The organism is Pelotomaculum propionicicum (assembly GCF_048984525.1).
Lineage (GTDB): Bacteria > Bacillota > Desulfotomaculia > Desulfotomaculales > Pelotomaculaceae > Syntrophopropionicum > Syntrophopropionicum propionicicum_A.
The window spans coordinates 25,605-52,362 of sequence record NZ_JBMGJC010000002.1 but is presented as its reverse complement, the minus strand read 5'-3'; the positions used below and the strand labels follow the sequence as shown (position 1 = coordinate 52,362).

Sequence of the window (26,758 nt, the reverse complement as noted above, 5' to 3'; positions counted from 1 at the left end):
AACCTTTACTGATCTTGTAAGTGATCGTGATCGTGGTCATGGTTATGATCGTGGTCATGGTCATGGTCATGGTCATGGTTGTGTTGATGATCATGATCTTCCCCGCCTGCGGACGGACCGCCGCAGTGTTCATGGCTATGACCGTGCTCGTGCTGGTGGCTGTGGTGAGCATGCCCGTGTTTATGCTCATGAGCGTGGGTATGCGCCAGTTTGTGGTCGTGCGGGTGGGCATGGCGGTGTTCACGGTCATGGCTGACGTGGCAGGGAAAGGGTCCAGGTATTTTGGACTCGTAGCGTTCACCTACAATTAGCCTCAACAGGTTCGGGTGCTCCATAACCTTTTTGCCTGAGCCGTACCCCACCTTTTCAATAGTCAAGGCCGGCAAATCAATAAATGCGTCCGCCAGGACTGAGACAAGGGCCGCCCCGGTTGGGGTCACCAATTCTCCTTCGATGTTTGCTCCATAAATAGGCACGTCCTGTAATATCTCCAGCGTGGCTGGGGCTGGTGACGGAATTACGCCGTGCATGCATTTTATAAAACCTTTGCCCATGGGCAGGGGGGAAGCATAAACCTTGTCCACGCCAAGCATGTGCAGTCCCAGTACAGTGCCTACCACATCCACGATAGCGTCAACAGCTCCGACCTCGTGAAAATGGATACGCTCCGGCGTCGTGTCATGGATGGCGGCCTCCGCCACTGCCAGGCGGGTAAACACATCCTTGCTTTTATCCTTAACTTCCGCCGGCAGGTCGCTGCCGTCTATAATCTGCAGGATGTCGGCCAGGTGCCGCTCGGGCTGGTCTGTTTCAAGCAGATCCACAAAAACATTGGCGCAGGCTATTCCGTTTCTTCTTTCTTTCTGCCAGCGTAAATCATAGCCTTCGACCGGCATTTTAGACAACTCTTCTTTTAACAGGTCAAAGTCAACCCCGGCGCTGATCAGGGCGCCCAGGCACATATCCCCGCTTATTCCTGAAAAGCAATCGAAATAGGCAATCTTCACGCACGTGCCTCCTCTATCATCTTCGTTATGGCGTTGGCCATGGTTGCGGCTCCAAAGCCGTTGTCGATATTAACAACGCTTACCCCTGAGGCGCAGCTGTTGAGCATGCAGAGCAGGGCGGAAAGACCGTTGAAGCTGGCGCCGTAGCCCACACTGGTCGGGACGGCAATGATGGGCTGGTCAGCCAGGCCGCCCACCACACTGGCCAGAGCTCCCTCCATCCCAGCCACAACAATGATCACGTCAGCCCAGCGAATGGTGTCGAGCTTGTCCAGCAAGCGGTGGATCCCCGCCACTCCCACGTCATAAGTACGCCGGACTTCGTTGCCCATTATTTCAGCGGTGATAGCCGCCTCTTCAGCAACAGGCAGGTCAGCAGTCCCGGCGCTCATAACAAGTATTTTGCCCTTGGGGGCAGGCTTCTCCCCCCGGTTGACCACGATGGTCCTGGCCAGTTCGTTATAAACCGCGTCCGGGTATATTTCCCTTACTCTATCATAATCTTCCCTTGAAGCCCTGGTGCCAAGGATGCTCCTCCGTCCGTCACAAAGCTTATTAAAAATTTGAGCAACTTGGTCGGAGGTCTTACCCTGGCAAAATATTACCTCGGGGAAACCCTTGCGCAGGGCGCGGTGGTGGTCCACCACCGCGAACCCCAGGTCCTCATAGGGCAGATTTTTTAGTTTGGCAAGGGCGTCCCCGATGTCAACCTTACTATTTTTAACGTCCTCCAGCAATTGGCGTAGTTCATCTTTAACCATTTCTAAAGCTCCTTTACGGGCCTTTATTTCTCTAGTTGTTTTGTTCAGAAATACGCTTCATGTTTACGGCAATTTCCTTGAAGTCCTCATAAAGGGTTGACTCACCGTATTCCCCCAACTGGTATGTCATTTCATCAATCAACCCCTGCAGGGACTGCAGAACCTGCCAGTGCGGAACATAACTTGAGTTGGAAGTGAGGTCCCCCCAATACCGGGTCATAACCTCTTTCACCCCGGTCCCGGATAAACCGGCCAGTAATTCTTCCCGGGTTACCCGCCCTGAAAGGAAGCGCTGGATTAAATCCAGCGACTCTTTTCCAACTTCCAATACAGCTTCATTAATTTCTCTGCGGACGTTAGCTTGCATATTCATTTATAAAATCAACCCCATAATTTGAGACATTAACTTTAGATATATCTTAAGTTGGAGTATATAACCACTAAAATAACTTCATTATAATTCTAAAGGATAACGCGGTAAATAATCAAACCGCTTTTTAGGTCATCCGCACGACCATGGTCCTGACTCTTTCCACCAATTCAGCGATGTCAGCCTCGATGGAGGCCAGTTTTTCAGTGTCCGCCAGGTTGTTTTTCAGCGCTTCGCTGGCTTCCAGGGTGCCGGTTGTGACCCTCTCGGCCTTCTGGGTGCGCATAAAAGTCCTGTTGTCCTTGATCGGGTCCAGGCCGGCAATAGCCTTTTCAATCCTCTCCTTGGTTTCGCCTTCTGCCTTCGCAGCAGCTTCTCTCAAATTCTCCAGTATTTTCGCAGCATTTTCATGTGCGGGATATCCAGCCATTTTACATTACCTCCAAAATATTTTTATTAGATTTTTTAAATATCTTTTACTCTTCGTTATAGAAAGCTTCTACAGCTTCAGCCAGTTGTTCAAAGAAAAGATCCGGAGTCGTATTCTGGTATTTCAGCACAGCCTGGCTTTCCTCAGTTTCATACCAGTCAAACCAGCCGGGATTATCCGAATAAACAGCTTCTTCAAGGGGGAAGTCCAGCACGGCCAGGTGCCTGGCAGCCCATTCATGGCCTAGCATCTGCCAATCCTTGCCGCCTGCGACGTTAAAGATCTTGTTGCGCGCTGCTTTGGTCACAGCAGAGTTATAAAGGGCCGCGGCCACGTCGTCGCGGGCCACAAACTCAACCCGCTGGTCTTTCAAAAACTGCCACGGGTTAGGATCGTAAAAAGTCGGGATCACCACGCCTGTAATACGCAGGATGGTGTATGGAATACCGGAAGCCAGGACCACTTTTTCAGCTTCAATTTTGCTCTCGGCGTAAAGGTCCATGCCTACCTGGGCGTGGTCGGTTTTAATGGGCGGAGTGTCTTCCGTAGTCCACCCGTAAGTTGAGACTGAAGATGAGAATGTAAATTGGACATCACGGCCTTCCTTGGCCAGAGCTTCCAGGACTGTCCTTGTGCCGCCGACGTTGACGGACATTGTTTTTTCCCTGTCGGTGCTCAGGTGGGTCATCAGCGCGGCCAGGTGGATGACTGAATCCACGCCCTTTACAGCCTGGCTCATGGCTTCAGCGTCAGTTACGAAACCTTTGACGACGTTGATGCCTTTTTCTCCCTCAAGACCTGAATAGTTGGCCGGTGGGATATCAAATACTGTTACTTCGTTGCCCGCCGCCAGCGATCTCCTTACCAGTTCGCGGCCGATATTACCTGCTCCGCCCGTGATCAGGATTCTCAATTTTTTTCCCCCTTCTTTTTTAGGATTTCAAGTATTTTATCTGTAACACCCCGGAAAGCCACGGAAACAGGGGAGTCGGGGTATTGCGCCACAACCGGCACACCCTCGTCAGCCGCCTTGCCCGCCAGCTCGTTCAAAGGAATCCTGCCCAGGAAGGGAATCTTATAAGTCCTGGCCAGGTCCTCGCCCCTGCCCTGACCCAGCAGGGCAATCTCGCCGCCGCAATGAGGGCAGCGAAAATCACTCATGTTTTCTATCAGGCCCAGGATCGGGGTATTCAGTTCATTGGCGCTGCTGATAGCCTTACTGCATACAGCCACGGATACCTCCTGGGGTGAGGTTACCACAACCACACCGTCCAGCCCGGGAATCGATTTCATAATAGTAACCGGCTCGTCGCCCGTTCCGGGCGGCAGGTCGACCAACAGAAAATCCAGTTTGCCCCACTGTACCGATGCTAGCAGTTGGCGTATTACGCGAGCCTTATGATGCCCTTTCCACATAACCGGTGTCGCTTCTCCAGGCCAGAAAAGGCTGACTGACATTACCTTAATCCCCTGGTCTGTGGCCACCGGTTCCATTCCCCAGGCTCCATGCAGTTCGGTTCGCTTACTCAGGCCTGTCATTTTGGGTACGCTTGGACCGTGCACATCCGCGTCCATGATCCCAACCTCAAACCCCATCTGCTTCAAAACCGCAGCGATATTAATTACAGCGCTTGTCTTGCCGACACCGCCTTTTCCGCTGAGGATGGCTATTTTGTAACGCACGTCCCTCAAAGCATCCTTAATCGGACCATGCTGGTCGGACAGTTCCTTTTTGACCTGCTCCCTCATACTAACTTTTTCGAACAATTCAAGGTCTTCCAGCTTGCGTTCTTCTGTCAAAAGGCTGTCACCTCCCCGAAACGAGTGCCTGATAATCTTTTGAACCCAGACCCATGCTTTCCGCATGATTGAGCATTAACTCCGGATCCGCCCCGGTAAGCGCCTTGAACTTCTCGACACCCTTGTCCAGCGCGCCTGCGTCTTCGGCGGCAGTACCAGGGATCCCCTGCGCCCACTTGACAAGCTCCAAGCTAAGCGCGTCGATTGCGACCGGGTCGGTGGAGGCCAGTATACCGATGTCCGGAACGAACGGCGTATCCGCCCAGGCAAACCGGTAGTACTGGGGAACAATATCCGTTAGGAAATTCAGATATATAATTTTCTTATCGAGAGTTTTAACGATAGCCGCGGCAGATTCCGCAACCCTTCGCTGAAAAGCCTCAATATGTTCGCCCGCGAGCCCCCGTGCTTTATTCGGGCAGGCCAGCAGGCAGGCACCGCATCCTGAGCAGCGGGCTTCATTATATGACAGCTCTTCATCCCGGTAGGTCAGTGCCTGCCACTGGCAGGCGCCTGCGCAGATACCGCACGACTGGCAGTTCTCCCTGAGCCAGTCCGGCTTTAGATCCTGGTATACCCTGGCCTTGCCTGAATTATTCATGCACTCAAGGCCCAGGTTGACAATGGCTCCAAACATACCGGCCTGCGGGTGGGCGGACACCTGGGAAACCATAATGAGGCACTCGGCGTCGCGTATGGCTCTGGCCACCTCAACGCCCCCCAGTTCGCTGCCGCCGGTGGAAATAAACTCGCCGTCGTCGCCTTCGTATCCGTTGGCCAGTATCCGTTCACATCCCAGGGACTCCATCGAATAGCCCATTGCTTCCGCGGCGGTAAGCCACCTGTCACCCTGGATCTTTCCACTGGGGAAGAAGCCGGAGGTATCGGTAATCGCGGCAAAGCCGCCTGCTAGATTGACACTTTCAACTACCGCTCTCAACAAAACCGGCCGGATATGCCTGTTGTAACCATACGGGCTGTAATTAGCCTTGATGAAGGTCACCCTCTTGCCCTGCGGTATTAATTCCGCAAAATCCGGCACGCTTAAAAGCAGCCTGATTTTATCCGAGTAGTTTTCGCCGCTGTTGGCAGACCGGGCGTCAACCATGTAAACATCCGGCACAGACAACTTCCCCCTTATTGTTCTTTTAAAATAATTTTTACCAGTAGGCCTTTTTATATGCACTCATTTTTTGGATAAACGTGCCATTAGTCCAAGTTAAACTTGGACTAATGGCTTCTTTATTTTCCTGCAAAAGACCCGGTTCTTATTTTGCGAATTGCTTCCAGGCGCCTTCCACAAACTTGGCGCGCTTGAACGGCTCGACACCCTGGCCCTTGGTAACGTGTCCGACTTTTTCGTATTGTTTTCTCAGAAGCAGCGTGGTCGGCTCGTCTTCAATTTGGCCGTAATTCATGTTTTCAGGTGTGAGGATGGCTTCGTAGGTCTCGAGTTCATAGTCCATTGTGCCCATGTTGATCTTCTGTGCCGCGCGGACCGCGATGCGGGGATCAGCAAGGTTAACGGCCAAGAACTTGTTGTCGCCAGGCTTCAGGCCGAGTGCATCGGCGCGGGAGCCGGGATAGTTCGGAGCCTTGTCAATCAGGTCGAGGATAGCGGCATCCATCGCAACAATATCTTTACCGGCTACGATACCGACATCGGGAACGATGGGAATGCCCGCCCACGGGAAGCAGTCACACTCAGGGCTTACGTCCTGGATATAGGCCATGTAGCCTACTTTATCAGGATCGAACAGGTTCAGGCAGCCCTTGGCGGCGTCAGACATAGCAATCTGGGCATACGGGAAGTAGTCGTCCCTGAAGCCGATGGTGCTCTCGCCGGTGAACATGCAGGTGACCTGGCAGCTGTAGCAGAGGCGGCATTTTTCGTAGTTGAAATCGATGCCGTCGTCAGTAATTGTGATGGCGCCTTCCGGGCAGCCCTGTTCACAGAATTTTGCCCACTTGCAGCTTTTGCCGCCGCAGTTTTGGCCGTTAACCAGCGGATAACCGATAGCGTCGGAGGGATCACCCCACATGGACAGGTGGGTAACATATTTGCCCCGCTTGGACTGGGCGCCGATACCGATGTTCTTCAGGCAGCCGCCGAATGAGGTGATCGGGTGGCCTTTAGCGTGCGCCAGGTTAATCAGCACATCCGCGCCTGCCAGAGCCCGGCCGATGTAAGTCTCTTTCAGGATGTTGCCGTCCGGAATGTCAACACGTACGTCGTCATGTCCGATCCAGCCGTCAGCGATAACAACGGGGCATTGCATGGAGTTCGGGGCGAAACCGTGCCTGTATGAACCCCTCAGGGCGTGGATCTCGTCATAACGGGAGTTGAACAGGTGGTAGGTAAGTGTGGTAGTGTCTGTTACAAACGGCTTGCCACCGCACTTTTTAACTTCTTCTACTATAGTGGCCACATCTTCCGGCCGCAGGCATGCGCTGCGGTTCCACTCACCGTTGTGGATCTTGATGGCTACACTGTCGCCCGGCTTGATGCACTTGTCCAGACCAGCCATGTAGAATAATACCTTTGCCTTTACAGCTTTCGCTTCAGCCCAGTTAGTTGCGCCGTTAGCTGCAAAATAAACCTTACTTTTTGCCATTTTTACACCTCCAAATTTTTTGAAAAGATTGTGGTAGCCTTTTTACCCGTTCTGTTTACGCTCACCCCCCATAAGGAATTCAAAATGGTTATAGCTTACATTACAAAATCGGACAAAAAGACAGTCAATTTTGTTAATTAGCAATTTTAATGCCATTAAGCTGATTTTGCGATTAATCAAAGCCAGCCCTAGAAAAATGGCTGAAAATTTTAAATTTGCTGACTGCCGATTTTTCCTTCCCCGCGCACACCATCCTATTTTGGAACAACCGTTCCAAAATGGAAATCTCCTGCTGTGCTAATTTAGAAATCCTGGCCGGAATTATCCATTTGTCTGTCTTAACAGCATTTTTATCCAGGGAAAGCCTACTGCCACACCCCTGCAACCTGGCAGGCTGCAGTTATCCGGGCTGTATATTGCCAAAAAAAAAACCAGCTGTTGTTGTTGCTGGTTATGGAAAGGAGAGAGTGCAAGGGTTTCTTAAAGGAATATATTTTAATTTTTTTATTTTCAAAATGTCTTTCGAGCTTAAATAATGCAATAGGCGTGCCAATATGCTGTCAGCGGTCAAAAATCTTTAAAAAAATTTGCCGTTTTTTATTTAAATCTGTCCAGCCCGTGCATTTCCACGACCCTGGATACCCGCTCCCTTGTCCTGGCCACTTCGAGATATTTGGCCAGAATTTCTTCGAGTACCGCGGGGAGGTCTTCCGACTTGACGTTCTCACGGACCATCTGGCCCAGCATCTGGCGCCCGCCTTTTCCGCCGACATAGACCTGGTAGCCGTTAGGCAGGCCAATAAAGCCTATATCATTGCTCTTGGCCTCCAGGCAGTTCTTCCGGCAGCCGCTCAAAGAAACTTTCAGAGGGGCAGGCATGACCCGGCCGGCAACAAGTTTATCCAACTCCATCGCGTCACCCAGCGCATCCTGGCAATGGTACTTGCACAACCTTCCGGCACACCCTTTAATGTTTCTTATTGTGGATCCGACAGGTCCGACTTCAAGCCCGACTTCTTTCAGGCCGTCCTTCACTGACTGTACTTTATCGCTCGTGGTCAGAATAACGATACGCTGCCCTGTGGTAAACTTGGCTATACCGGCGCCGTCACGGACCAGTTCAGCAATTTTGGCCAACTGGTCGCCTGTAACCACACCGGCCGGTGTCGCCGGGATTACAGCAAAAGTGCCGTTGGTTTGTTTGAGCACAGCTTCGGTTGGTTTTCTCTGATCCACCTGTTAACCTGACTCCGCCACTTCCTGGAAGCCAGGCTTTTCACCCCCTGTTAGATTATTATTCATTGTCATCATTAGTGAAACGCAACTGGCTGGCCAGTTGCGTGCTTTTTTCGTTGTTAAGATACCTAAGCCAGGGAACCTTCGAAGATAAACTCTACCACACCGGCTAATTCATCCCCGTCAAAGTAGGGGACCTGCAGGAGAGTGAGCTTGCCGCCCGGGGTGTCCATGGTGTAGTGGCTGATAACCTTTTTCCTGTCACGGAATTCCTGGTACAGCTCTTTCAGCTTTTTCATCGTCTCCGGCTGGTGGCATTCGGCCATGTTCCTGCCCACGATATTTTCCTGGTTTAACAGCTCTTTAAAGGCTTTCTCTCCCTGCTTGTTTATATAGACTATATTGAATTGTGCATCCGAGGCCACCGCCGCTGCTTCCAGGTTGTCGAGAATACTTTTAACGTCCATTAAGTCAACCTCCTTTATTTGTTTTTTAAATATTTAGGCAACTCTTATTAATGCAAGATTAATACCTGCCTTGTCACCAATAAAAATCCACCCGGCGTTTTGCGCAAGGGTGGATGTGAAAATAATATATGCCAACATCTCATTAACGTATGTCCGTTCGCGGGGCTTAGCCGCAGCGGCTGTCTGCCTGGCGCAGCAATTCCTCGCCCTTTAAGGTAATCTCGAAATTAACCGGCCCGTTGTCGATCCTTTTACGCTCAACAATACCTTCATTCAAAAAAAGAGTTATATAGTCCCAGACCGTCGAATAGCTCATATTTAAGATTTTTCCTATTTGGCGGCAGTGCAGGTGCTCTTTTTTTTGGTGGTGGCAGCTGCCGGTGCAGAGCATGCCCCCCTGCTGCTTGATCAGGCCCAATATTGCTGTGGCCCGCTGCGGGGAAAGCACTCCAAAACCTGTATTTTGCAATGACTAGACCTCCTCTTTAAAGACCGCTAATTTTCCATATTTATTTTGTATTCCTTCATTTTGCGGTACAGGGTGTTGCGGCCGATACCAAGCGCCTTGGCGGCCATTGTTATGTTACCCTGGTAAAAATTATGGGCAGCCCGGATCGCTTCCGCTTCGATCTTTTCGATGGATTGAGGCGGCAGTGCGGCAATACCCCTCTTTCTCATGGTGGCGGCCAGATTGTTTTCCAGTTTGCGCAGGAGTTCCGCAAGATTTGCCAGTTCGCCCTGCTCAATTGAATCAAGCAAGTTTTCGGCCAGATACTTTTCCAGCAATTCTTCCAGCGACTGCGGCAGCGCTGCCTGAAAGCTCCGGTTGTCCTCCGTTCCGGACATTTCCCCGGGCAAGGCGGGTGTTTCAATAACAGCTGAGCGCAGTTTTCCGCTCAAGTGCTCGGGCAGGATGATTTTATCGTCACAGAGAGCGACCGCCTGGCTGATGGTGTTGGCCAGCTCCCTGATGTTGCCCGGCCAGTGGTAATTGCATAGCATGCGCATGGTGTCGATAGATATTAACAACTCCGGGTTGGCCTTTTTGACGAAGTACTCAACCAGGACCGGGATGTCTTCACGGCGCTCCCTCAGCGGCGGCAGCTCCAACCTCACCACGTCCAGGCGGTAGAACAGGTCCTCCCGAAATGTCTTATCTCTCATTGATTGCTCTAAGTCCGTATTGGTCGCGGCGATAACACGCACGTCAGTTTTAACCGGCTTCTCGCCGCCTACGCGCAAAAATTCACCGGTCTCAAGTACCCGCAGGAGTTTTACCTGGATGGCCAGGCTGGACTCGCCGACCTCGTCCAGAAATAGCGTGCCCCGGTTGGCCAGCTCAAAAATACCCTTGCGCAGGTTTCCCGCGCCGGTAAAGGAGCCTTTTTCGTGCCCGAATAATTCGCTTTCCAGGAGGTTTTCAGGCAGCGCGCCGCAGTTCACCGGAATAAAGATCTGGTCTGCCCGGTTGCTGGCAGCATGAATGAAACTCGCCAGGACCTCTTTGCCTGTTCCGGTCTCCCCCTGGATTAAAACGTTTATATTCTTTTTGGCGATTTTATAGGCTATTGAAACCAGCTTCTGCATAACCTGGGACGTACCAACCTGGAAGCCAATTTTGTCGGTGATAGCGGACCATTCCGTGCTCACCGGCCACTCTTCAGGGCTTCGCTGCCCGTATTCCGCCGCCTTCTGGATTAAATTCTCCACCATTTCAATATCGTCGAAAGGTTTTTCAATGTAGTCAAAGGCGCCGAGTTGTATTGCTTTGACAGCGGTCCTGGTTGTACTATAACCAGTCATGATGATCACTTCACAGCCCGGCTGAAGCTTCTTTATCTGCTGGAGAAGGCACAGTCCGTCGGCATCAGGCAGTTTCAGGTCGACCATGGCTACATTGAACCTGGTTTCCTGGATCGCCTTGTTCGCTTCGGCACTATTTAATACAACTGTAAGGTCGTAATCTTTCTTTTGCAGGAGGCGTCGGAAAAAGGTACCCACCTCAACCTCGTCGTCTATAATTAATACTTTTGTTTCGGGCAAAGTACCACCTCCAAGAATAAGATAAAAACAATATTACACGATAAAGCGGCTGCCTGGATTTACAGACAGTTATCAGCATCCACCGGCAGCACCAGGGAGAAAGAACTGCCTTCGCCCAAAACGCTGTCTACCTCTATAGTACCTTCATGTGCTTCAGCGATCCCCAGGCTTACAGAAAGACCAAGGCCCGTACCCTTAATGGCGCTCTTGCTGGTGTAAAAAGGATTAAAAATTTTGGAGAGATTATCTTGCTCAATTCCTATGCCGTTGTCTTTAACGGTAAGCAGCAGCCACTTTTTCCCGCAATCTGCTTCCCTTACCGACGTGCTAACTTCGATAATCTTTTCCCGGTCCAGGCCTTCCAGCGCGTCACGGGCGTTCAGCAGGAAATTTATCAGCACCTGTTGAATCTGGTGGCCGTTAGCGTTGATTTTGGGCAGGTCAGGAAACAGGTTTTGCACAATCTTAATCTCAGTTTTGTTAATCTGGTAACTGATCAGGCTTAATACACGCTCGATTTCCACATTAAGGTCGGTAGGGGCAAACGGGTACTCGTCCTGCCTGGAAAAGGTCAGGAGGTTTTGGACTATTTTTTTACAGCGCAGGCCGCAATTAATAATGTCATTTAAAAAATCGCTCTTGGGGTCACCCTGGCCTATTTCCCTCTGCATCAGCTGTGCGGTGCCAATGATAACAGTCATGGGGTTGTTCAGCTCATGGGCAACACCGGCCGCCATTTCTCCGATTGCAGCAAGTTTGGCCGATTGCATCAACTGGACTTCCATTTTAGTCTTTAAGGTAACGTCCTTGACATGGTGAATTATCCCCGCGATCTGGTTTTGTTCATTAAACACGGGATAATAAAATATATCGAAAATTTTTCCCGTGTCTGTCTGGACCCTCTTATAGGCGGGCTTCTCAGTCCTTATGGTCTCGTCCATCATGCAGTCATCGCACTTTTTATCCCGCCCCCATATTCTTTTATAGCACTTCATGTTTTTTTCATCCTCTTCGTCAATGTCCATATCAGTTGGAAAACGGTTATTGCTTCTGAGAATGTTAAAACATCTGTCAATCAGTACTATCGGTTCAGTTACGGCGTTAAATGTGGTTTCCCATTCGCTTTTAGCCCGGGTAACCTGCTTATATAACATAGTGTTAAGAATACAGATAGCCAGCTGATCTGAGAGCTGTTGAACAAAGTTCAACTCGGACATGGTATATGCCGATCTCAAGCAGCTCCCCACCAACAATATTCCCTGTGCTGTTCCCTTGATAAAAAGGGGCGCCACTGCCAGAGAAATATCCCTGCCTGCCGGTTCCGATTCGCCGTTATAAAATACATCGTTTTGATTAACGTTATCAAAAATACTAGCCTTCCCGTCCTTAAAACAATTCCACAGGAAGGAATTCCTGGGTATACGGCTGTTGCCTTTTAGTTCTGCAGGCAAAATCGCTTTCATATAGAGTTCATCGTTACGGGTCAGGGCCAGTCCCAAAAAATCACAAGGTATAGCCAGCGGCAATTTAGAGTATACCCTCTTGATAATATCCTTTACAGTCATGTCAATATTAATGTCGCGCACTAATTGATTGATTATCTCAAGACGGTTATTCTGCTTGATTATTTTCTCGTTTCTTTTTTTTAACTCAACGTAATAATTAAGCTTTGATGAGTGTACGCCTGTCAGGTTTTCAATTAGTTTAATTCTTTCGTTGAACATTTTTACCTCCAAAAGAAGTATCTTGCCTGAGTTTACATAGATCTCCTGAATATATCCAGAATGTCATTCTCATCAGCATCCCTGGGGTTGGTGATCAGGCAGGCGTCTTTGAGCGCGTTCCTGCTCAATATGGGCAGGTAACACTCCTTCATCCCCACTTTAGCCAGCCCTTGCCCGAGGCCAGTGTCCAAAATGAGACGACGAACGGCCTTAACCGCCACTTCGGCAGCCACCCAGTTGCTCATTCCTGTAACATCCTCGCCCAGCGCTTCGGCAATTCGCTTGAACTTGGCGGGACAGGACATTATATTAAACTCCATGACGTTCGGCAGGACACAGGCATTTGATTCGCCGTGGTGCTTGTCCAGAAGACCGTCAACCTGGTGGACCATCGCGTGAGTAGCGCCCAGGATGGCGTTTGAAAATGACATGCCGGCCTGCAGGCTGGCCATGGCCATGTTCCTTTTAGCCTTCAAATTTGTTCTGCTGGCCACGGACTCCCTCAGGTTTCTTGTGATCAGGTTAATCGCGTTAATAGCGTGCACTTCGGTGATGGGAGTCGCAGCTAAAGAGACAAAGGACTCCACCGCGTGGCTGAGGGCGTCTATACCTGTGGCCGCTGTTAGCTTGGCGCTTTTTGTAGTCAGCAGTTCGGGATCAACAATGGCGATATCGGGTACCAGAGACTTTGATATGATGGTCATTTTAAGATTTCTTTGCCGGTCGACTATAATGGCAAACTGAGTCACCTCAGAACCGGCCCCGGCTGTAGAAGCCGCTACCACCATGGGGGGAAGGGGATGGGTTACCTTGTTTATTCCTTCATAATCTTGAATTGAGCCTCCGTTTGTGGCCAGTATGGCGATTGCCTTGGCTACGTCTGTAGGGCTGCCGCCGCCAACAGCCAGAATGCCGTCGCATTCGGCTTCCCGGTATTGCTTTGCGCCTTCAACCAGCTCAATATCTTTGGGGTTACTGGTGATGTTGCTGTAGACCTCGTATTCGAGTCCGGCCAGCTTAAGATAAGAAAGCGCTTTTTCCACCCATCCGGAATTAATGACACCTTCGTCGCTGACCACGAAAACCTTGCGCGCCCCCAGCCGCAACATGCTGTCTCCCACCTGGGCCAGGGCGCCGCAACCGAAAATAATCTCGGGCGTTACATATTTGATTATGTTCATCCTATCTACCTCTCACAATACATATCCGCCTGCAGCGGTAAAATTTTTTCTCTACGATGTACCACATGCAATTATTGTTCCATATCAGGACGTCCCAGTCAAACCTTTTTCGCTGTTAAAACGGTGGCAATACTTGCCTTGCAGCCATTGCATTAACCATAAAGAACTTAAGAACGGCTTTAACCGTTCTTAAGTGGAGCGCCTAAAAAAGATAAGTGTCCTGCATTGGAACACTTATAGTAAAGTTGATTTATAAATTAATTCGGAGAATAAGGTGGGTCCACATTGAGTATTGATTAATGAGAACGATTTAACCTGATTAAGCGGTCTTCTGTTAAAATCATGTGCACGGGAACATCGTGCGGTCCCGGGACAATCTCGGGCAGCACCTGAAAATCATAAGCCAGGCCGATGTATAATGTTCCCTCTCCAGTGCGGCGCAAAAAGCGGTCATAGTAGCCGTAACCATAACCGATACGGCAGCCGGACAAATCAAAGGCCACCCCCGGCGTGATGACCATGTCCAGCGCCGCGGGATCCAGCGGCCGCACAGACTGAGGCTTCGGCTCGGGAATGCCCCAGGGACCGGTATGCAGGTCACCCGGAAAATCTATAACTAATGACGGTGTCAATATAATATTAGATATATCGGTAACCGGCACAGACACACTTTTACCGTCCGCCATCGCCCTCGCCACCAGCTCCCCTGTCCGCACCTCGTTGCGGCAGTCCAGGTAAACCATGATCCTGCGCGCGTTGCGGTATTCATCCAGCGCCAGAAGCCTGTCTATAATCAACGCGCTCTTTTCAGCCACCTGAAGGGGCGAAAGCGCGTTTCTTTTTTTAATTACATCATTTCTTATCCGCTTTTTCATCGCTTCATTTCCCAACAGAAAACTCCTCCGGCCCCGCTTAGTTAAAATATTAAAACTTATCACAAGATTTACAGGATTTTTAAGATTTACAAGATTAAATATTTATTAAGTGAATTCAAATTCAGTAATCTGCTTGTAAACTCATATTTTTAACCGGTCTTTTAAACTCTGGATTTAATAAAACACCTATTTTTTTAAATTTAATTAATCTTGTTAATCAAATTAATCTTGTAAATCATGTGAAAATTGTTTTCCCGTATTAGCCGCTCTCAGGTTAAGAAGGGGCGGCTTCAAAAGGCCGCCCCGCGCTGATTTAATCACTTTTATTTTTCTGTATAAATCCCAGGAACACGCGGTAGGGACCCGGCGTGCCAGGTGGGACAAAAGCGAGCCTGTCGCCGGGCTTTACCGGATAATCAAGCCCCTGGGCCAGCCCGTTTACAAAAGCCACTTCAATATTATGGAGCGGGATGTCCAGCTTTTTCGCAAGCGCCCCTGCAGTCGTTGTGTCCTCAAGGGTAACAGAAAGAGGAAAAGGCCAGCCTCTTTCTTCAAAGATATTTCTTAAGTCGCCAAACCCTCTTACTTCCACAGTTCCCATATGGCTTTCTCCTAAAAGGTTTTAAGCAAATAACGGCAAAATATTCCTTAGAGCTTGTATACATCCTCCCCGCTCATGACACGGGTGCCGTTCTCCAGGAGCACCTTAACCGCCTCGTCCAGCTGTTCCACCCGGAACACAACCAGGGCGGCGCTGGTAGTCTTCTGGACAAACGCGTAAAGGTACTCAATATTAATTCCGGCCCGGTCGAGCAATTGGAGAACCTGGGCTAATCCGCCGGGCTCATCAGTCACTTCCACCGCGATTACATCTGTAAAGCCAACAGTGAAGCCGGCTTCCTTCAAAACCCGGTAAGCCTTATCAGGTTCATTGACAATCAACCTTAAAATGCCAAAATCAGTAGTGTCCGCTATAGACAAGGCGCGGATGTTAATGCCGTTTTTTCCCAGCGTCGCAGTCACCTGGGCCAGGCGTCCTGACTTGTTTTCAAGAAAAACTGAAATCTGTTTGACCTTCATAAATAAACCTCCTTTTTATTTATTTACTGGTAAAATTAAATTCCGGTTTATGTTCAACTTCTAAATATTGTTAGTATTCAACGGTCAAGTTAAGTTCCCTGCAAGCACATCAGTGGTGAAGTAAAATACATTATAAAACTTCAAATTTAATATCGAAAACGGCGGCCAAATCAGAATAGGAGCGTCCGGTCAGATCTCTGCCGCGGCGGTCAAAAGCAAGGCCGGGGAGCAGGACCATAGCTGGCTTTTTATCTGATTCTTGATTAAGATAAACTTCCAGTGCACGTTTAAAATCACTTACCGTGAGCAGGCCTGCGGCGCCAATCGAGCCGCCGAAAAAGTGATTTTCAACCGGCTGCGTTTTAACATGCGCCTCGTCCTTTAAAAACCGCTTTAACCCCAACCTGATCACAGTTGACGCCAGTTCGGAGGTCAGCGCCAACGCTTCCCGCACACCGTGTCTCCTGGTCAGCCTGCCGATATCTTCAATCAATACTGGGTCAATATCGTAATCCATTACCAAACCGGACCTCTCGCCCGGTTTTTTCTTTAATACAAGTGTGTGGGTTTCTTTTTTTCTGCTGACGGATATTTCAGGATTGCCGGATTTTAATACCGACCTGAAGGCATTGACCCTGGTCAGGGCCGGCAGCCCGTTTACAGTCTGGATTATATCCCCCGCCCGGATCCCCGCCAGGGCGGCCGGGGAGCCGGCGATCACGCCGGCCGTAACCGCTTCCAGGTTCCTTATCAGCGGTGGTTCGGCGGTTAGAGGCACTTCTGCTTTTTTCCGCAGCTGCGTTATAAAACGATCGATTTCTTCCCTGAACGATTGCCCGAAACGCAGTGCTTGTTCCGCCAGCCTGGTATAACCCGGCAAAAACAAACGAATGGTCTGTGCTCCCTGTTCGCAAAGGTACATCACTGTATCTTCCAAATCCGCCCATCCTACCAGGTGGGGCATAGCCACCATACTGCCATTATAGGTCACACCGTATCTTTTGAGAAGGACTGCGCTGGTTATAGATTGGCGGGCATTAACATCTCCGGTTAAAAGCGTCCGGCCCCTGTAATTTGCGCTGTTTAGGGAAAGGTAAACCACCACATCTCCCAGCCTGCTTAAAAATTCAACGGTCCTTTCATCAAGCAGGCTGCCGTTGGTGGTGATCTGGATCGGTGTGCGGGGAAAGCTATGGCGGATAAGGCTTAAAATCTCCCTGATGGCTGGATGAGTCAACGGTTCTCCCTCAATAATCCGCGACGCTGACTCACCTATGACTACCGGCCTTGCCGGATCGATGAAGGGGAGCGCTTCACTGACTTCTTCCAGGGTGCAGGGCTTGATCCTGGAGACCATTACTCCCGGAGGGTTCTGCCGGTGGGAACAGAAGACACAGCTGATATTGCACTGTGATGTTATCGGCAGGATGTTTGCTTCAGCCGCCCCGCTCATAATAAAAGTTTCTATGTAGGCGGAAGTTTTCCGCCCTTCTATTTCACCCACAGGAAAACCCCTTGTTTTTTAAGTTATTAACAAGCTTATACACATTATCCACAGGTAAAACCATCCACAGAACCCCTGTTTCTGGTACTTAAGTATAATAATAACCATTTTTTTCGTTACTACGAGGCTCTAAAAGACTATACGCCTGAAATTGCCCTCATATCTTTCTTCCCCCAGCTTCAAGTCCGGCACAGCGTTAAGTGTCAGCGGCGCGAAAGCCTCCCGCAAAAACTTGTGGTAGGCGGCGCAGCCGATCATAGCGGCGTTGTCTGTACAAAGTATTAGAGGGGGTACATTCACTTTAATGGATTTTCCCCCGGCCTTCCCGGCCAGGTCGGCCCTCAGCCTGCCATTCGCAGCCACGCCGCCGGCCAGCAGGATAGTGGACACCCCGGTTTCAAGCGCCGCTTCAATGGTTTTATCAACCAGGACGTCAGAAACAGCTTTTTGGAAACCTGCCGCCAGGTCAGCCCTGTTTACCTCTTCATGTTTCTGTTCAGCCCGGTGCAAATAATTAATCACCGCTGACTTGAGCCCGCTGAAGCTGAAGTCAAGGCTTCCCTTCTCTAGGTAGGCCCTTGGCAGCTTTATTGACTCCGGGTCTCCCTCCCCAGCCAGGCGCTCGACCAGGGGCCCGCCGGGGTAGCCCAGGCCCAGGGTGCGGGCAACCTTGTCAAATGCCTCGCCTGCCGCGTCGTCCCTGGTTTTTCCCAGCACCTTGTAGCTGCCGTGTTTTTCCATATAAACCAGGTCGGTATGGCCTCCGGAAACCACCAGGCATATCAGGGGAAACTCCAGCCCGGGCTCCACCGCGAAATTAGCATAGATATGGCCTTCAATGTGGTTTACCCCCACCAGGGGCAGGTCCAAACCGTAGGCTAAGGCCTTCGCCGCGGAAACCCCCACCAGGAGCGCTCCCACCAGCCCGGGGCCATACGTCACGGCAACGGCGTCCAGGTTCCCAAACTCCAGCCCTGCCTCGAGCAGAGACTCCTCCACCACGTGGTTAATCAGCTCCAGGTGTTTGCGGGAAGCCACTTCGGGAACCACACCGCCAAACTTTTTGTGGACGTCTACCTGTGAGGATATTATATTTGAAAGTATTTTTGAACCATCGACCACCACAGCGGCCGATGTTTCATCACATGATGTCTCCAGTGCCAGTATTGTGACACACATAATTTAGCCCACCTGCTAACGCATAATATAATTTAAGGAAAAGGAGATTCACCGCGCTGATTCATTTCCCTGTATTATAACACAAAAAAGCGCCGATATTACTATGTCAGCGGGCAGCTTGCCCGGACCGTGGGCAACTTATTCGGGATAGAATATATCCAGGTTAAGAATAAACAGGCACCGACGGGGAAAACTACCTGAAAATATGATAGAGGGGGATATTAATGATGAATATGCTGAATACAAACTGGGATAGCTGGAAAAGGACCCTGGGCCAGGCGGTGGAATACGCCCAGGAACTGGGTATTTCAAGTGATCAGATAAACTCCATGGCACATCAGCTGGGAGATATGCTGGCGGAAAAAGTACCTCCTGCCAACCCTGAACAAAAAGCGGTGAAAGAACTCTGGGAAGTGGCCAATACTGATGAGAGAAAGGTCCTGGCAAACCTTATGACCAGGCTGGCGGGCAGAAAATAAGGGTGGCTCAAATCCACCCTTTTTTTATTTCCTTTGCGATTACATTGAGGGCTTCCCCTTTGGAGAAGTACTCCTTGTGCCCTTTAACCGGGTCAAAGTTAATGGCGAACTCTATATGCTCATCCAGGCAGTCAATGATCCTGGGGACCATCTGGGGAAAAGCAATATCCATCAGGCCGGCTATGTTGGTAAAACGGCCCACTGCCGGCCTGGCGCCCAATCCCGTCCTTTCCGACACCCCGTGTTTAAACCAGAACACAGGGCTGCCCAGCATGACCAGGTGGGATACCTTTTTAGCCGCTTCTTCATTCTGCTTTAAGGCACAGTAACAAACTAATGACCCGAGGCTGTAGCCGATCAGGTGGACCTGTTCCCCGCTGTCTACAACAGCTTCGTACAGGCGGTTATTGACCTCGTAATGAGTCTTATCCAGATAAAGATAGGTTATAATATCGCCAAAGCTGTCAACCACAGAGTCCGCAATTTTTTTAACCGCCTTTACTCCTTCTGCAAAAGGAAAACGCGATAAACCGATTTCATTTATTGCCATCTCCCTTAAGGCAGTTTTTTTAGAAAGCAGTTCTTCAGATATGGCCCCTTCCTCCCTGGGGCCGGGAACCAGGTCGTAATAATACACACCGCCGAACTGTTCTTCCCGCAGGTCCAGGCCGGCACCGGCCAGGGCCCCCCTGAGCGGCGCCGCCCATTCCTTCCAGTAATGCCTGTCGTCGCTGTGCCCCATGCCATGTACAAATAAAATTACCCCAAGTCTCATACCCCCGGTAATAATAAATTTATACATTTTATGCCGGGGCAGGGCATTTGCCAAAGAAAAAACCCCGCTTGAATAAAGCGGAGTTTTAAACTTACTTCATTAATGAAATTGTGCCCCTGTCGCAGGCTACAAATTCTTCCCTGATATCCCCGCAGCATTTACATACAACTGTCAGGATATCGCAGAGGTCGCTCTGAGACACGTATACGTCAAATCCTACCGGGTCCTGGTTGCCACAGTCGCAGATAAATTTGATCATATTATCACCTCAGCCTTATTTATTAAAAGATTCGACAAGGCAAAAGGTGATCCTTTTTAAGCTCAGTATCTAATATTTACCTTCCTCGTGACAAATAATTTCACCAGCAGCATACCGGCCACAAACCCCCCCACATGGGCCCAAAAAGCCACGCTCTGTGCCGCCTGGCCGGACAAGCTGGCAGTGCCGCTTAACAGCTGGAGTACAAACCAGATGCCCAGGAACACTATGGCGGGTATGGGTATAACCTGGATGATTATAAAAATGAAAATCAGTGTCAGTATCCTGGCCCGGGGGAACAAAATCAGGTATGCGCCCAGGACTCCCGCAATAGCGCCGCTGGCGCCCACCAGGGGAGTATTTGACGTTGGGTAGAAGAATATATGGGCAAACGTGGCGACATAACCGGCTATAAGGTAAAATACCAGGTATTTAAAATGGCCCATGCGGTCTTCCACATTATCGCCGAAGATCCAGAGGTACAGCATATTGCTCAGTACATGCAGCCAGCCCCCGTGGAAAAACATGGTTACCGTCATCCTTATGAACTGGTCCGCTGTCAAACCGACACTGACCACCTGGGCCGGGATAACCGCGTGCGTATATATGTACTGGTCCAGGGACCTGCCCAATGACAGCTCAAAGCCAAAGACAGCCAGGTTGGCTGCGATTAAAAGGTAATTTACAACTGGGAAGGTGCTGGAAGGAATATCGTCTCTTAAAGGTATCACGCGGTGTCCCCTCCTGTATCCTTAACACGGCGAATCTAATCAATTATATTCTTCATAATCTGCCAATTCCCCTGTCCGGTCAAACCTTTTTTATCTTTCCCGTTTTTAAAACAGCTTAATGAAGGTCAATATTGCCAATTTTACAGCTTTTCCAGGGCGGCCAGGACGTCGGTCAGGACGCTCCCCGCCATATCATTGATCACTAAATCCGCACGGTCATCCCAGGGGGTGGGTTCTTTGTTAATAATAACAAGCTGCCTTGCCCTTTCCGGGAGCGATGCCACCGGGTATACCTGCAGGCTGCTGCCTACCACTATCAACAGGCGGCATTTGTTCATAGCGTATACAGCCCCCGTAAAATCCTCCCCCAGCGGATCCTCGAACAACACCACGTCAAGCCTCAGCACACCACCGCATCTCTTGCAGCGGGGCGGGTTCGTCCCGTCGTTAAACTGGTTGACAAGGAAATCCAACGGGTAGCTTTCCTTGCAACCCATACAGTGGCAGGTCCTCAGGTGGCCGTGCACTTCCCAGAGCTGCTTTGACCCCGCTTTGCGGTGCAGGCCGTCAATGTTTTGTGTGATCACGCCTTGCAGGAGGCCTTCACTCTCCAGCCTGGCCAGGGCATAGTGGGCGGCGTTGGGTTCAACCCCGGTATAACGGGTCCAGCGGTCAAGGTTAATTTCGTAAAAAGCGGCAGGGTCGCGCTTCAGTGCGGACACGGTTGCTACCTTGATTGGGTCGAACTTTGTCCAGAGACCGGTGCCGGGGCTGCGGAAATCCGGGATGCCGCTTTCGGTGCTTATGCCCGCCCCGGTCAGGGCTAAGGTGTGTGCTGATTTTTTTATAAAGCCAGCCAGGCAGTTAATCTTTTCGCTGTAATGCATTCACATACTCCTTGTATACAAATAAAAAGCGATAACCGGCGCCTCCACCTGCTTATAATAATAATTGCAGCCGGCTGCAAAGACAAGTCCCCAACATCGGAATGGAGACACACCTCGTATGTCAGCAGACTCGTATCGTAACAAAACATACTATGACAGCGGAATGGGGACACAATTCAGTCGTCAGTCGTCGGATGTCGGACGTCGGAAAAAACAAAGCGTTCGGTTTCTTAGCACGTATTTCAGCAGACTTGTATCGTAACAAAACATACTATGACAGCGGAACGGGGACACACTAAATGAGACGTGAGATATGAGATATTAGACGTGAGAGTGCATGACAGACCTTTAGGGTTAAAGACTCGAATGGAATACATGAATCCCACGACTCACGACCCACGACCCACGACTCAATTTATGTCCCCGATTATATGGCTTTGCTCTATGACGATACTTGTGGTAGTAAGTGTTACACAGGGGAACACTCCTTTGTCATAAGCATGTCGAGGTATGTCTCCAATATCAAAAGGCCGGATACAACCGGCCTTTTAATCCTCGGGAATATAGTCTACCAGGTCCTCCAGTTTCAATCCGGGACAGTGAGGAAGCAGTCTTTCTCTGACCCGGCAGAGGGCCTCAAGCGTTGGCTGAATTCTCTGTTCTTCCCACCTTTCCACCATCCAGGCGGAAAAACCTATTAATTCGGCAAATTGAAGACAGTCCTCATAACCCAGTTCCTGTCTCCAGTGCCTGATCCTGTTTTTTACAGACATTTAAAAAACCTCCCGCCCAAATATTTTATGCAAAAAAAACATTTACAGTACTTTGGCAGAAAAACCGACGTATTCCGGCAGGACTTCACAAAAAAACAAGGAAACATATCTATTGTTTTAAAAAAGATGTCTTTGTTATGCGTAAGGTATACAAACATCGCTTAAGGGGAGCTTGACATGATTTACAGATTCGCGCTTCTGATTATTGCGGCTGCTGTTCTTATCAGCGGCTGCGCCAAAGCATCAACCGAGCCTCTGGCGCCAGCCGGACATGAGGCCGTTGTTGTGGCGGGCGCCCAGGATATTGTTCCTGATCCGGCCAAGAAGGTTTACCTGACTTTTGACGATGGACCCAATTCATACTTTACAAAACTGATCCTTGACATCCTGAAACAAAGCGGCGTAAAAGCAACATTTGTAGTAATCGGGAGCAATATTGAAAAGAACCCTGAAGTTTTCAAGCGGATATTGGACGAGGGTCACAGTGTCGTCAACCATACCTTCTGCCATGATTATAAAAAGCTTTACGAAAGTCCCGAAGCATTCCTGTCTGACCTGGACAGGTGTGATAAAATAATAACTGCGTTTGGAGGCAAAGCGGTTAAAATATACAGGGCTCCCGGCGGCTCCTCCAGGCTTAATCAAGATTTTTATGAATTTATTTGCAGCAGCGGTTATAAAACGCTGGACTGGAATGTCTCCAGCGCGGACTCGGACCCAAAAGGTATCGGCAAGGAACAACTCGTTTCAAATGTTAAAAACGGCGTCATCAACATGGAAAAAATGGAGAAAGCGCCTATTATTCTGATGCACGACGGAACTGAGATTTACCTTGGCCTGGAAAACCCGGGGGAGGCGGTTGAAAACTATATCAGAAGCCGCGAAAGCGATGTGGCCGCGCTGCCGGAAATAATTGATTTTCTTAAGTCCAGGGGCTATACTTTCGCCGGCGTTGATGAACACACTCCTCCCGCCTGGTAAGCCAAACATCCCGCTCCGCTAATTGCTACTTCTCGGGTCCCAGTCCGGCCAGGGGATCTGTTTGGTCAAGCGTTTTTCCGAACAGCAGGCTGCCCGCTCCCAACAGAAGATTTATAACAGTGAATAAAAGGTAGACCAGGCTGAACGTGGTCGTATCTTTTAATATGAGATAACCTCCGTATAGCAGGAGCCCGTAAACAAAGTAACTTTTTGCTTTTTTTCTGTTTCCAAAGGCTGATTCAAGAAAGACATCAAGGCTATTTTGTTTTCTTTTCTTCAACGCGGGAGATACTCCGGACAAGTCCACGTCCTCCCTGAAAACTCCCCAGCCGGCCTGCCTGGCCAGATCAACCAGCCCGTACCGGTTTACCAGCATTATTTTGGCGCCTCCCCGGAATGACTCCCTGGTGACCTGGATGACACCGGCATCAAAGTCTCCGGAGGTTATATAGATCCCGTTCTTTAGCCCTTCACCCTGCAGGGCGCCGGCAAAAGACCGGACTTCTTCAGAACTTATTTTTCTGTCTCCATCCGGCCGCGAGCATTTCACACCCAGCGGGACACCTTTATAAATACCCTTCATATCGATCAGCCCGTCCCATTTGTACTGCTTCTTCCCGTCAGCCCTTAGAGTCACCTCCTGAAAACCGGGCAGGCTGTTCAGCATATCCCTGATATAAGGCTTAAATTCTCTTATAGGCAGCCTGAGTATATCGTCCATAAACCTCTGCCCGGCCAGCCAGAAACCCTGCTGGATTTTCCGCCTCTTATCCCTTTTTCTTAAAACTTTTTTCAACACCGCAGCATCCGCGGCCAGCAGCAGCAGCGAGATGGCCAAAGAAGCGGCGGGCTTGCCGGTCAGGTTCAACAGCAATAGAAAACCGGCCAGCCAGACCAGCAAAAGCCCGCCGATATAATCAACGCTTTTACCGATCAAGGTCCTGGCGTCTTCTTTCGGCTTCTGGAAAAAATAACGCAGGACAGCGCCTTTATCCCGCCTCTCCCGCCAGCGCGCGAAACTCGGCCGGAAATTCCGGCCTCTTATTGATAATAGTTTGTTACCTCTAAATCTGTTCATAAATAACCCTCCGCAACCTTACAGCTATATAACCATTTTGCCCATTTTACAGGAAAATTTTACTATGTCAGGCTGGATGTTTATGAGAACTTACGATAAGCACTAAATTTTTGCATATAAAACTGAAGAAATACAAATATAAAAACAGACACTAAACAGGAGGTACCATGTATGAAAGTGCTTATCGTTTACACCCATCCAAACCCTATGAGCTTCAACCACGCCATACTCGAAACTGTCAGGGGGGAACTGGCCAAAAAGAATGCACACGTAAAAGTTAAAGACCTCTATGCCATGAAATGGAACCCCATCCTCTCGGGTTCAGACTTCGAGCAGATGCAAGCCGGTAAAACACTCCAGGACACCGCGCAAGAGCAGGCTGATGTAACCTGGGCTGATACCCTGGTTTTTATCTACCCCATCTGGTGGTTCTCGCATCCGGCCGTATTAAAAGGGTGGATCGACAGAGTGTTCAGCTTTGGCTATGCCTATCATATGACTGAAAACGGCCCGTCAGGTTTGCTTGCAAACAAACGCGCGGTTGTCATAACGACATCAGGCGCCGACGAAAAAAAAGCCGGCCAGGACGGCCTGCTTGACGCTATAGAAACCACCATGATCAAGGGGATCCTGGGCTTTGTAGGAATAACCGACGCCCGCCATAAGAATTTTTTTGCCGTGCCGTATGTGGATGACGAAGCACGAAGAAAGATGCTGGAAGATGTTAAGGAATATATTGCAGAGATTTAGATTCTTTTAAGAGCTAATTGGTGGATTTAAAATATATCTAATTAAAAAGCCGGGAAAGGCGAGAAGACTGTATAGCTATTATAAATGCAAAAAACCACCCCCAATAAAAGGAGGTGGTTTTGTTCCAAATATCTTTTCCTATTTCAGTACATTTTGCCATTTTGTGAATGATATTAAACTGCTTTATCTTAAGGTGTATTTATTTAACGGTAGCATCGCACTTTGCTTTAGCCCATTTGGCCAACTGCGCGGCAGAATCCACTAAACCTTCAACAGCCACATAACCCATGAGCGCCCCCACAATAGTGTACAACGCCTTGTCTGGAAAGTCCGGGTAGCAGGCTTTTACACAAGAGACCCCTGCTGCAACCAGGGCCATGATTAATTTCCTTGATTTCAACCTCTCCAGAAACGGTCTCATCCTTTCACCACCTTTAACAAATTTAACGCTATGGCCAGGACAAACCATACCGCACCTGATTCATCCGGATCATGGTCCTGGCTTATCAGCCCTGCTTCCCGTGCTTCCCGCACGATCTTCAACTTCCAATCATCCAGTTCCGGATTAGTGGGAGCAACGGTCTCCGGCGCAGGTGCCGGTTGTAGACACGCCCCAAGAAAATCGGCGATACCGGCAGCCACCGCCTGCGCCGCTGTCTCCTGGAAGTCCCGGTTTTCCAGCAGCCTCTCCTCTTCCGGATTTGAGATAAAGGCCAGTTCAACCAAACAGGCTGGACAATCAGTCTGCCTCAAGACTTTAAAGTTTGCTTGCTTTACGCCCCGGTCGGTCAATCCAAGGTCAGGGATCAATCTTGAGTGTATTGCCTGTGCCAGTTCTCTCCCCTGCCCGCTGTCGGGATAATGGTATGTTTCCGTGCCATGTGCTGACGGATCGGCTGCACCGTTGCAGTGTATGCTCACGAAACAATCAGCTACCCATTCGTTGGCCAGGGCCGCCCGGCCATATAGATCACTCCGGTCATCTGTCCCCAGGGCTTCCTCCTCTGTCCTTGTCAACCGTACCTCTGCCACCGGGGATAGCAAGCTAGCAATTCGTTTAGCAACCGCGAGGTTAACGCTTTTCTCTTGTACCCCGCCGGGACCAACTGCGCCGGGATCTTCACCGCCGTGTCCCGGATCAATTACAACCTTAAACATCCTTTTTTACCTCCTGGTCAGCTTGTTCAGGGATAGTCCCGGTTATTTTTCCTCCGTATTGGCTGTTCTGTTTTTTTACATCCAACCGGTCTTCTGTTAAATCCGTTTCTTTCCTTTTCAACCAGCAAAGCAGGGGTTTCAGATCATCTGCCCCGGCTTCAACCAGGTTCTCAACCACACTGGTGGCCTCCCTGACAAACAGGAAGGAGTAGATAACCGTTGCCACGGCTATACTGACTTGTTCCAGCGGCAGGACTCGTAAGGAGAGCCCGGCCAGAATCTGCAGGCACAGGTATGCCACTACCTTGACAACAGTCCTGTTCCAAAGCGTGTCACTGGAGATAACCCGTTCCCGGATTGCTTTCAAAAACCCCCCGCAACGGCGTGAATTTGCAAAAAGCCGGGTAAAAATGTCAAGGATCACAGCCACCCAGACCGCCGCAATGGCCGGAAGGTACGCCGCGTTCGGACAGATCAAATAATTAAAAACAGCAAATAAAAAAGCCCACACGGGCTTGAAATTAACCTGGAACAGGCGATCTAACTCCACAATTATCACCTCTAGGAATAATCAGTCCTTTAAAAGCCGGAGCCTCACTGCGCATTTTAGCCCAT

The 26,758-nt window shown here is 49.8% G+C and carries 32 protein-coding genes; 4 read left to right on the top strand and 28 right to left on the bottom strand.

Features of this window, described 5'->3' with window-relative positions; translation table 11 throughout:
• Positions 1-5 precede the first annotated feature (5 nt).
• The 8 genes from ACOBQJ_RS02660 to ACOBQJ_RS02625 form a co-directional block, all read right to left on the bottom strand.
• Positions 6-1,007: a LarC family nickel insertion protein gene (locus ACOBQJ_RS02660; protein ID WP_421070179.1), complete on the bottom strand. Its 1,002-nt coding sequence runs from the start codon at positions 1,005-1,007 to the stop codon at positions 6-8.
• Positions 1,004-1,768: a nickel pincer cofactor biosynthesis protein LarB gene (gene larB / locus ACOBQJ_RS02655; RefSeq protein WP_421070178.1), complete on the bottom strand. Its 765-nt coding sequence runs from the start codon at positions 1,766-1,768 to the stop codon at positions 1,004-1,006. Before larB ends, ACOBQJ_RS02660 begins: the two co-directional genes overlap by 4 nt.
• Positions 1,769-1,799: 31 nt before the next feature.
• Complete coding sequence (locus tag ACOBQJ_RS02650; RefSeq protein ID WP_421070177.1) at positions 1,800-2,141, bottom strand: hypothetical protein; 342 nt, start codon at positions 2,139-2,141, stop codon at positions 1,800-1,802.
• Between the two features lie 124 nt (positions 2,142-2,265).
• A complete protein-coding gene (locus tag ACOBQJ_RS02645; protein ID WP_421070176.1) occupies positions 2,266-2,568 on the bottom strand; it encodes a hypothetical protein in 303 nt (100 codons plus the stop codon).
• Positions 2,569-2,614: 46 nt separating this feature from the next.
• Positions 2,615-3,481 (bottom strand): NAD-dependent epimerase/dehydratase family protein, encoded by an 867-nt coding sequence (locus ACOBQJ_RS02640; protein WP_421070175.1) that lies wholly within the window; start codon positions 3,479-3,481, stop codon positions 2,615-2,617.
• Positions 3,478-4,368 carry an Mrp/NBP35 family ATP-binding protein gene (locus ACOBQJ_RS02635; RefSeq protein WP_421070174.1) on the bottom strand — a complete coding sequence of 297 codons (891 nt, stop codon included), beginning with the start codon at positions 4,366-4,368 and terminating at the stop codon, positions 3,478-3,480. Before ACOBQJ_RS02635 ends, ACOBQJ_RS02640 begins: the two co-directional genes overlap by 4 nt.
• Positions 4,369-4,375: 7 nt before the next feature.
• Positions 4,376-5,491, bottom strand: coding sequence for a DUF362 domain-containing protein (locus ACOBQJ_RS02630; protein ID WP_421070173.1), 1,116 nt, complete (start codon positions 5,489-5,491; stop codon positions 4,376-4,378).
• 145 nt (positions 5,492-5,636) lie between these two features.
• A complete protein-coding gene (locus ACOBQJ_RS02625) occupies positions 5,637-6,983 on the bottom strand; it encodes a DUF362 domain-containing protein (protein WP_421070172.1) in 1,347 nt (448 codons plus the stop codon).
• A 278-nt stretch (positions 6,984-7,261) separates the two neighbouring features.
• On the opposite strand from ACOBQJ_RS02625, the gene ACOBQJ_RS02620 reads away from it, so the two are divergent.
• Positions 7,262-7,519 carry a hypothetical protein gene (locus ACOBQJ_RS02620; protein ID WP_421070171.1) on the top strand — a complete coding sequence of 86 codons (258 nt, stop codon included), beginning with the start codon at positions 7,262-7,264 and terminating at the stop codon, positions 7,517-7,519.
• A 61-nt stretch (positions 7,520-7,580) separates the two neighbouring features.
• Here ACOBQJ_RS02620 and ACOBQJ_RS02615 read toward each other — a convergent pair whose 3' ends face one another.
• The 11 genes from ACOBQJ_RS02615 to tsaD all read right to left on the bottom strand — a co-directional run bounded on the left by ACOBQJ_RS02615 (position 7,581) and on the right by tsaD (position 18,272).
• Positions 7,581-8,219, bottom strand: coding sequence for a hypothetical protein (locus ACOBQJ_RS02615; RefSeq protein WP_421070170.1), 639 nt, complete (start codon positions 8,217-8,219; stop codon positions 7,581-7,583).
• A gap of 128 nt (positions 8,220-8,347) precedes the next feature.
• Entirely contained in the window at positions 8,348-8,686 is a 339-nt protein-coding gene (locus ACOBQJ_RS02610; protein WP_421070169.1) for a PAS domain-containing protein, read from the bottom strand.
• A gap of 166 nt (positions 8,687-8,852) precedes the next feature.
• The gene (locus tag ACOBQJ_RS02605) at positions 8,853-9,155 is read right to left on the bottom strand and encodes a helix-turn-helix domain-containing protein (protein ID WP_421070168.1); all 303 of its coding nucleotides are present in this window, start codon (positions 9,153-9,155) and stop codon (positions 8,853-8,855) included.
• 26 nt (positions 9,156-9,181) lie between these two features.
• The gene (locus ACOBQJ_RS02600; protein ID WP_421070167.1) at positions 9,182-10,729 is read right to left on the bottom strand and encodes a sigma-54-dependent transcriptional regulator; all 1,548 of its coding nucleotides are present in this window, start codon (positions 10,727-10,729) and stop codon (positions 9,182-9,184) included.
• Positions 10,730-10,788: 59 nt separating this feature from the next.
• Complete coding sequence (locus tag ACOBQJ_RS02595; RefSeq protein ID WP_421070166.1) at positions 10,789-12,453, bottom strand: ATP-binding protein; 1,665 nt, start codon at positions 12,451-12,453, stop codon at positions 10,789-10,791.
• Between the two features lie 32 nt (positions 12,454-12,485).
• The gene (locus tag ACOBQJ_RS02590) at positions 12,486-13,634 is read right to left on the bottom strand and encodes an iron-containing alcohol dehydrogenase (protein ID WP_421070165.1); all 1,149 of its coding nucleotides are present in this window, start codon (positions 13,632-13,634) and stop codon (positions 12,486-12,488) included.
• Positions 13,635-13,930: 296 nt separating this feature from the next.
• Positions 13,931-14,524: a 5-formyltetrahydrofolate cyclo-ligase gene (locus tag ACOBQJ_RS02585; RefSeq protein WP_421070164.1), complete on the bottom strand. Its 594-nt coding sequence runs from the start codon at positions 14,522-14,524 to the stop codon at positions 13,931-13,933.
• 298 nt (positions 14,525-14,822) lie between these two features.
• Entirely contained in the window at positions 14,823-15,110 is a 288-nt protein-coding gene (locus ACOBQJ_RS02580; RefSeq protein WP_421070163.1) for a MoaD/ThiS family protein, read from the bottom strand.
• Positions 15,111-15,157: 47 nt separating this feature from the next.
• A complete protein-coding gene (locus ACOBQJ_RS02575) occupies positions 15,158-15,589 on the bottom strand; it encodes an ACT domain-containing protein (RefSeq protein WP_421070162.1) in 432 nt (143 codons plus the stop codon).
• A gap of 130 nt (positions 15,590-15,719) precedes the next feature.
• The gene (locus tag ACOBQJ_RS02570; RefSeq protein ID WP_421070161.1) at positions 15,720-17,093 is read right to left on the bottom strand and encodes a DUF512 domain-containing protein; all 1,374 of its coding nucleotides are present in this window, start codon (positions 17,091-17,093) and stop codon (positions 15,720-15,722) included.
• A 129-nt stretch (positions 17,094-17,222) separates the two neighbouring features.
• Positions 17,223-18,272 carry a tRNA (adenosine(37)-N6)-threonylcarbamoyltransferase complex transferase subunit TsaD gene (tsaD, locus tag ACOBQJ_RS02565; protein ID WP_421070160.1) on the bottom strand — a complete coding sequence of 350 codons (1,050 nt, stop codon included), beginning with the start codon at positions 18,270-18,272 and terminating at the stop codon, positions 17,223-17,225.
• Between the two features lie 224 nt (positions 18,273-18,496).
• Between tsaD and ACOBQJ_RS02560 the strand changes: the two genes are divergently transcribed.
• Positions 18,497-18,751, top strand: a complete 255-nt coding sequence (locus ACOBQJ_RS02560; protein ID WP_421070159.1) for a DUF3243 domain-containing protein — start codon at positions 18,497-18,499, stop codon at positions 18,749-18,751.
• A gap of 7 nt (positions 18,752-18,758) precedes the next feature.
• On the opposite strand, the gene ACOBQJ_RS02555 is transcribed toward ACOBQJ_RS02560, so the two are convergent.
• From ACOBQJ_RS02555 to ACOBQJ_RS02535, 5 genes are all read right to left on the bottom strand, one after another.
• Positions 18,759-19,553 carry an alpha/beta fold hydrolase gene (locus ACOBQJ_RS02555; protein WP_421070158.1) on the bottom strand — a complete coding sequence of 265 codons (795 nt, stop codon included), beginning with the start codon at positions 19,551-19,553 and terminating at the stop codon, positions 18,759-18,761.
• Positions 19,554-19,617: 64 nt separating this feature from the next.
• A complete protein-coding gene (locus tag ACOBQJ_RS02550) occupies positions 19,618-19,785 on the bottom strand; it encodes a hypothetical protein (protein ID WP_421070157.1) in 168 nt (55 codons plus the stop codon).
• Positions 19,786-19,847: 62 nt separating this feature from the next.
• Entirely contained in the window at positions 19,848-20,516 is a 669-nt protein-coding gene (locus tag ACOBQJ_RS02545) for a rhomboid family intramembrane serine protease (protein ID WP_421070156.1), read from the bottom strand.
• A gap of 140 nt (positions 20,517-20,656) precedes the next feature.
• Positions 20,657-21,403 carry an SIR2 family NAD-dependent protein deacylase gene (locus ACOBQJ_RS02540; RefSeq protein WP_421070155.1) on the bottom strand — a complete coding sequence of 249 codons (747 nt, stop codon included), beginning with the start codon at positions 21,401-21,403 and terminating at the stop codon, positions 20,657-20,659.
• Between the two features lie 548 nt (positions 21,404-21,951).
• Positions 21,952-22,176, bottom strand: coding sequence for a helix-turn-helix domain-containing protein (locus tag ACOBQJ_RS02535; protein WP_421070154.1), 225 nt, complete (start codon positions 22,174-22,176; stop codon positions 21,952-21,954).
• 177 nt (positions 22,177-22,353) lie between these two features.
• Between ACOBQJ_RS02535 and ACOBQJ_RS02530 the strand changes: the two genes are divergently transcribed.
• Positions 22,354-23,157: a polysaccharide deacetylase family protein gene (locus ACOBQJ_RS02530; RefSeq protein ID WP_421070153.1), complete on the top strand. Its 804-nt coding sequence runs from the start codon at positions 22,354-22,356 to the stop codon at positions 23,155-23,157.
• Between the two features lie 25 nt (positions 23,158-23,182).
• Here the strand turns inward: ACOBQJ_RS02530 and ACOBQJ_RS02525 are convergent, their stop codons facing one another.
• The gene (locus tag ACOBQJ_RS02525) at positions 23,183-24,235 is read right to left on the bottom strand and encodes a restriction endonuclease (protein WP_421070152.1); all 1,053 of its coding nucleotides are present in this window, start codon (positions 24,233-24,235) and stop codon (positions 23,183-23,185) included.
• A 171-nt stretch (positions 24,236-24,406) separates the two neighbouring features.
• Here ACOBQJ_RS02525 and ACOBQJ_RS02520 point away from each other — a divergent pair, with 171 nt between their 5' ends.
• A complete protein-coding gene (locus tag ACOBQJ_RS02520) occupies positions 24,407-24,985 on the top strand; it encodes an NAD(P)H-dependent oxidoreductase (protein ID WP_421070151.1) in 579 nt (192 codons plus the stop codon).
• 199 nt (positions 24,986-25,184) lie between these two features.
• On the opposite strand, the gene ACOBQJ_RS02515 is transcribed toward ACOBQJ_RS02520, so the two are convergent.
• From ACOBQJ_RS02515 to ACOBQJ_RS02505, 3 genes are read right to left on the bottom strand one after another with little or no spacing between them, the layout of a single operon-like run.
• Complete coding sequence (locus ACOBQJ_RS02515; RefSeq protein WP_421070150.1) at positions 25,185-25,406, bottom strand: hypothetical protein; 222 nt, start codon at positions 25,404-25,406, stop codon at positions 25,185-25,187.
• Positions 25,403-26,143 carry an N-acetylmuramoyl-L-alanine amidase family protein gene (locus tag ACOBQJ_RS02510; RefSeq protein ID WP_421070149.1) on the bottom strand — a complete coding sequence of 247 codons (741 nt, stop codon included), beginning with the start codon at positions 26,141-26,143 and terminating at the stop codon, positions 25,403-25,405. Before ACOBQJ_RS02510 ends, ACOBQJ_RS02515 begins: the two co-directional genes overlap by 4 nt.
• Positions 26,136-26,693: a phage holin family protein gene (locus tag ACOBQJ_RS02505; protein WP_421070148.1), complete on the bottom strand. Its 558-nt coding sequence runs from the start codon at positions 26,691-26,693 to the stop codon at positions 26,136-26,138. The genes ACOBQJ_RS02510 and ACOBQJ_RS02505 overlap by 8 nt, the downstream gene beginning before the upstream one ends.
• Between the last annotated feature and the right edge of the window lie 65 nt (positions 26,694-26,758).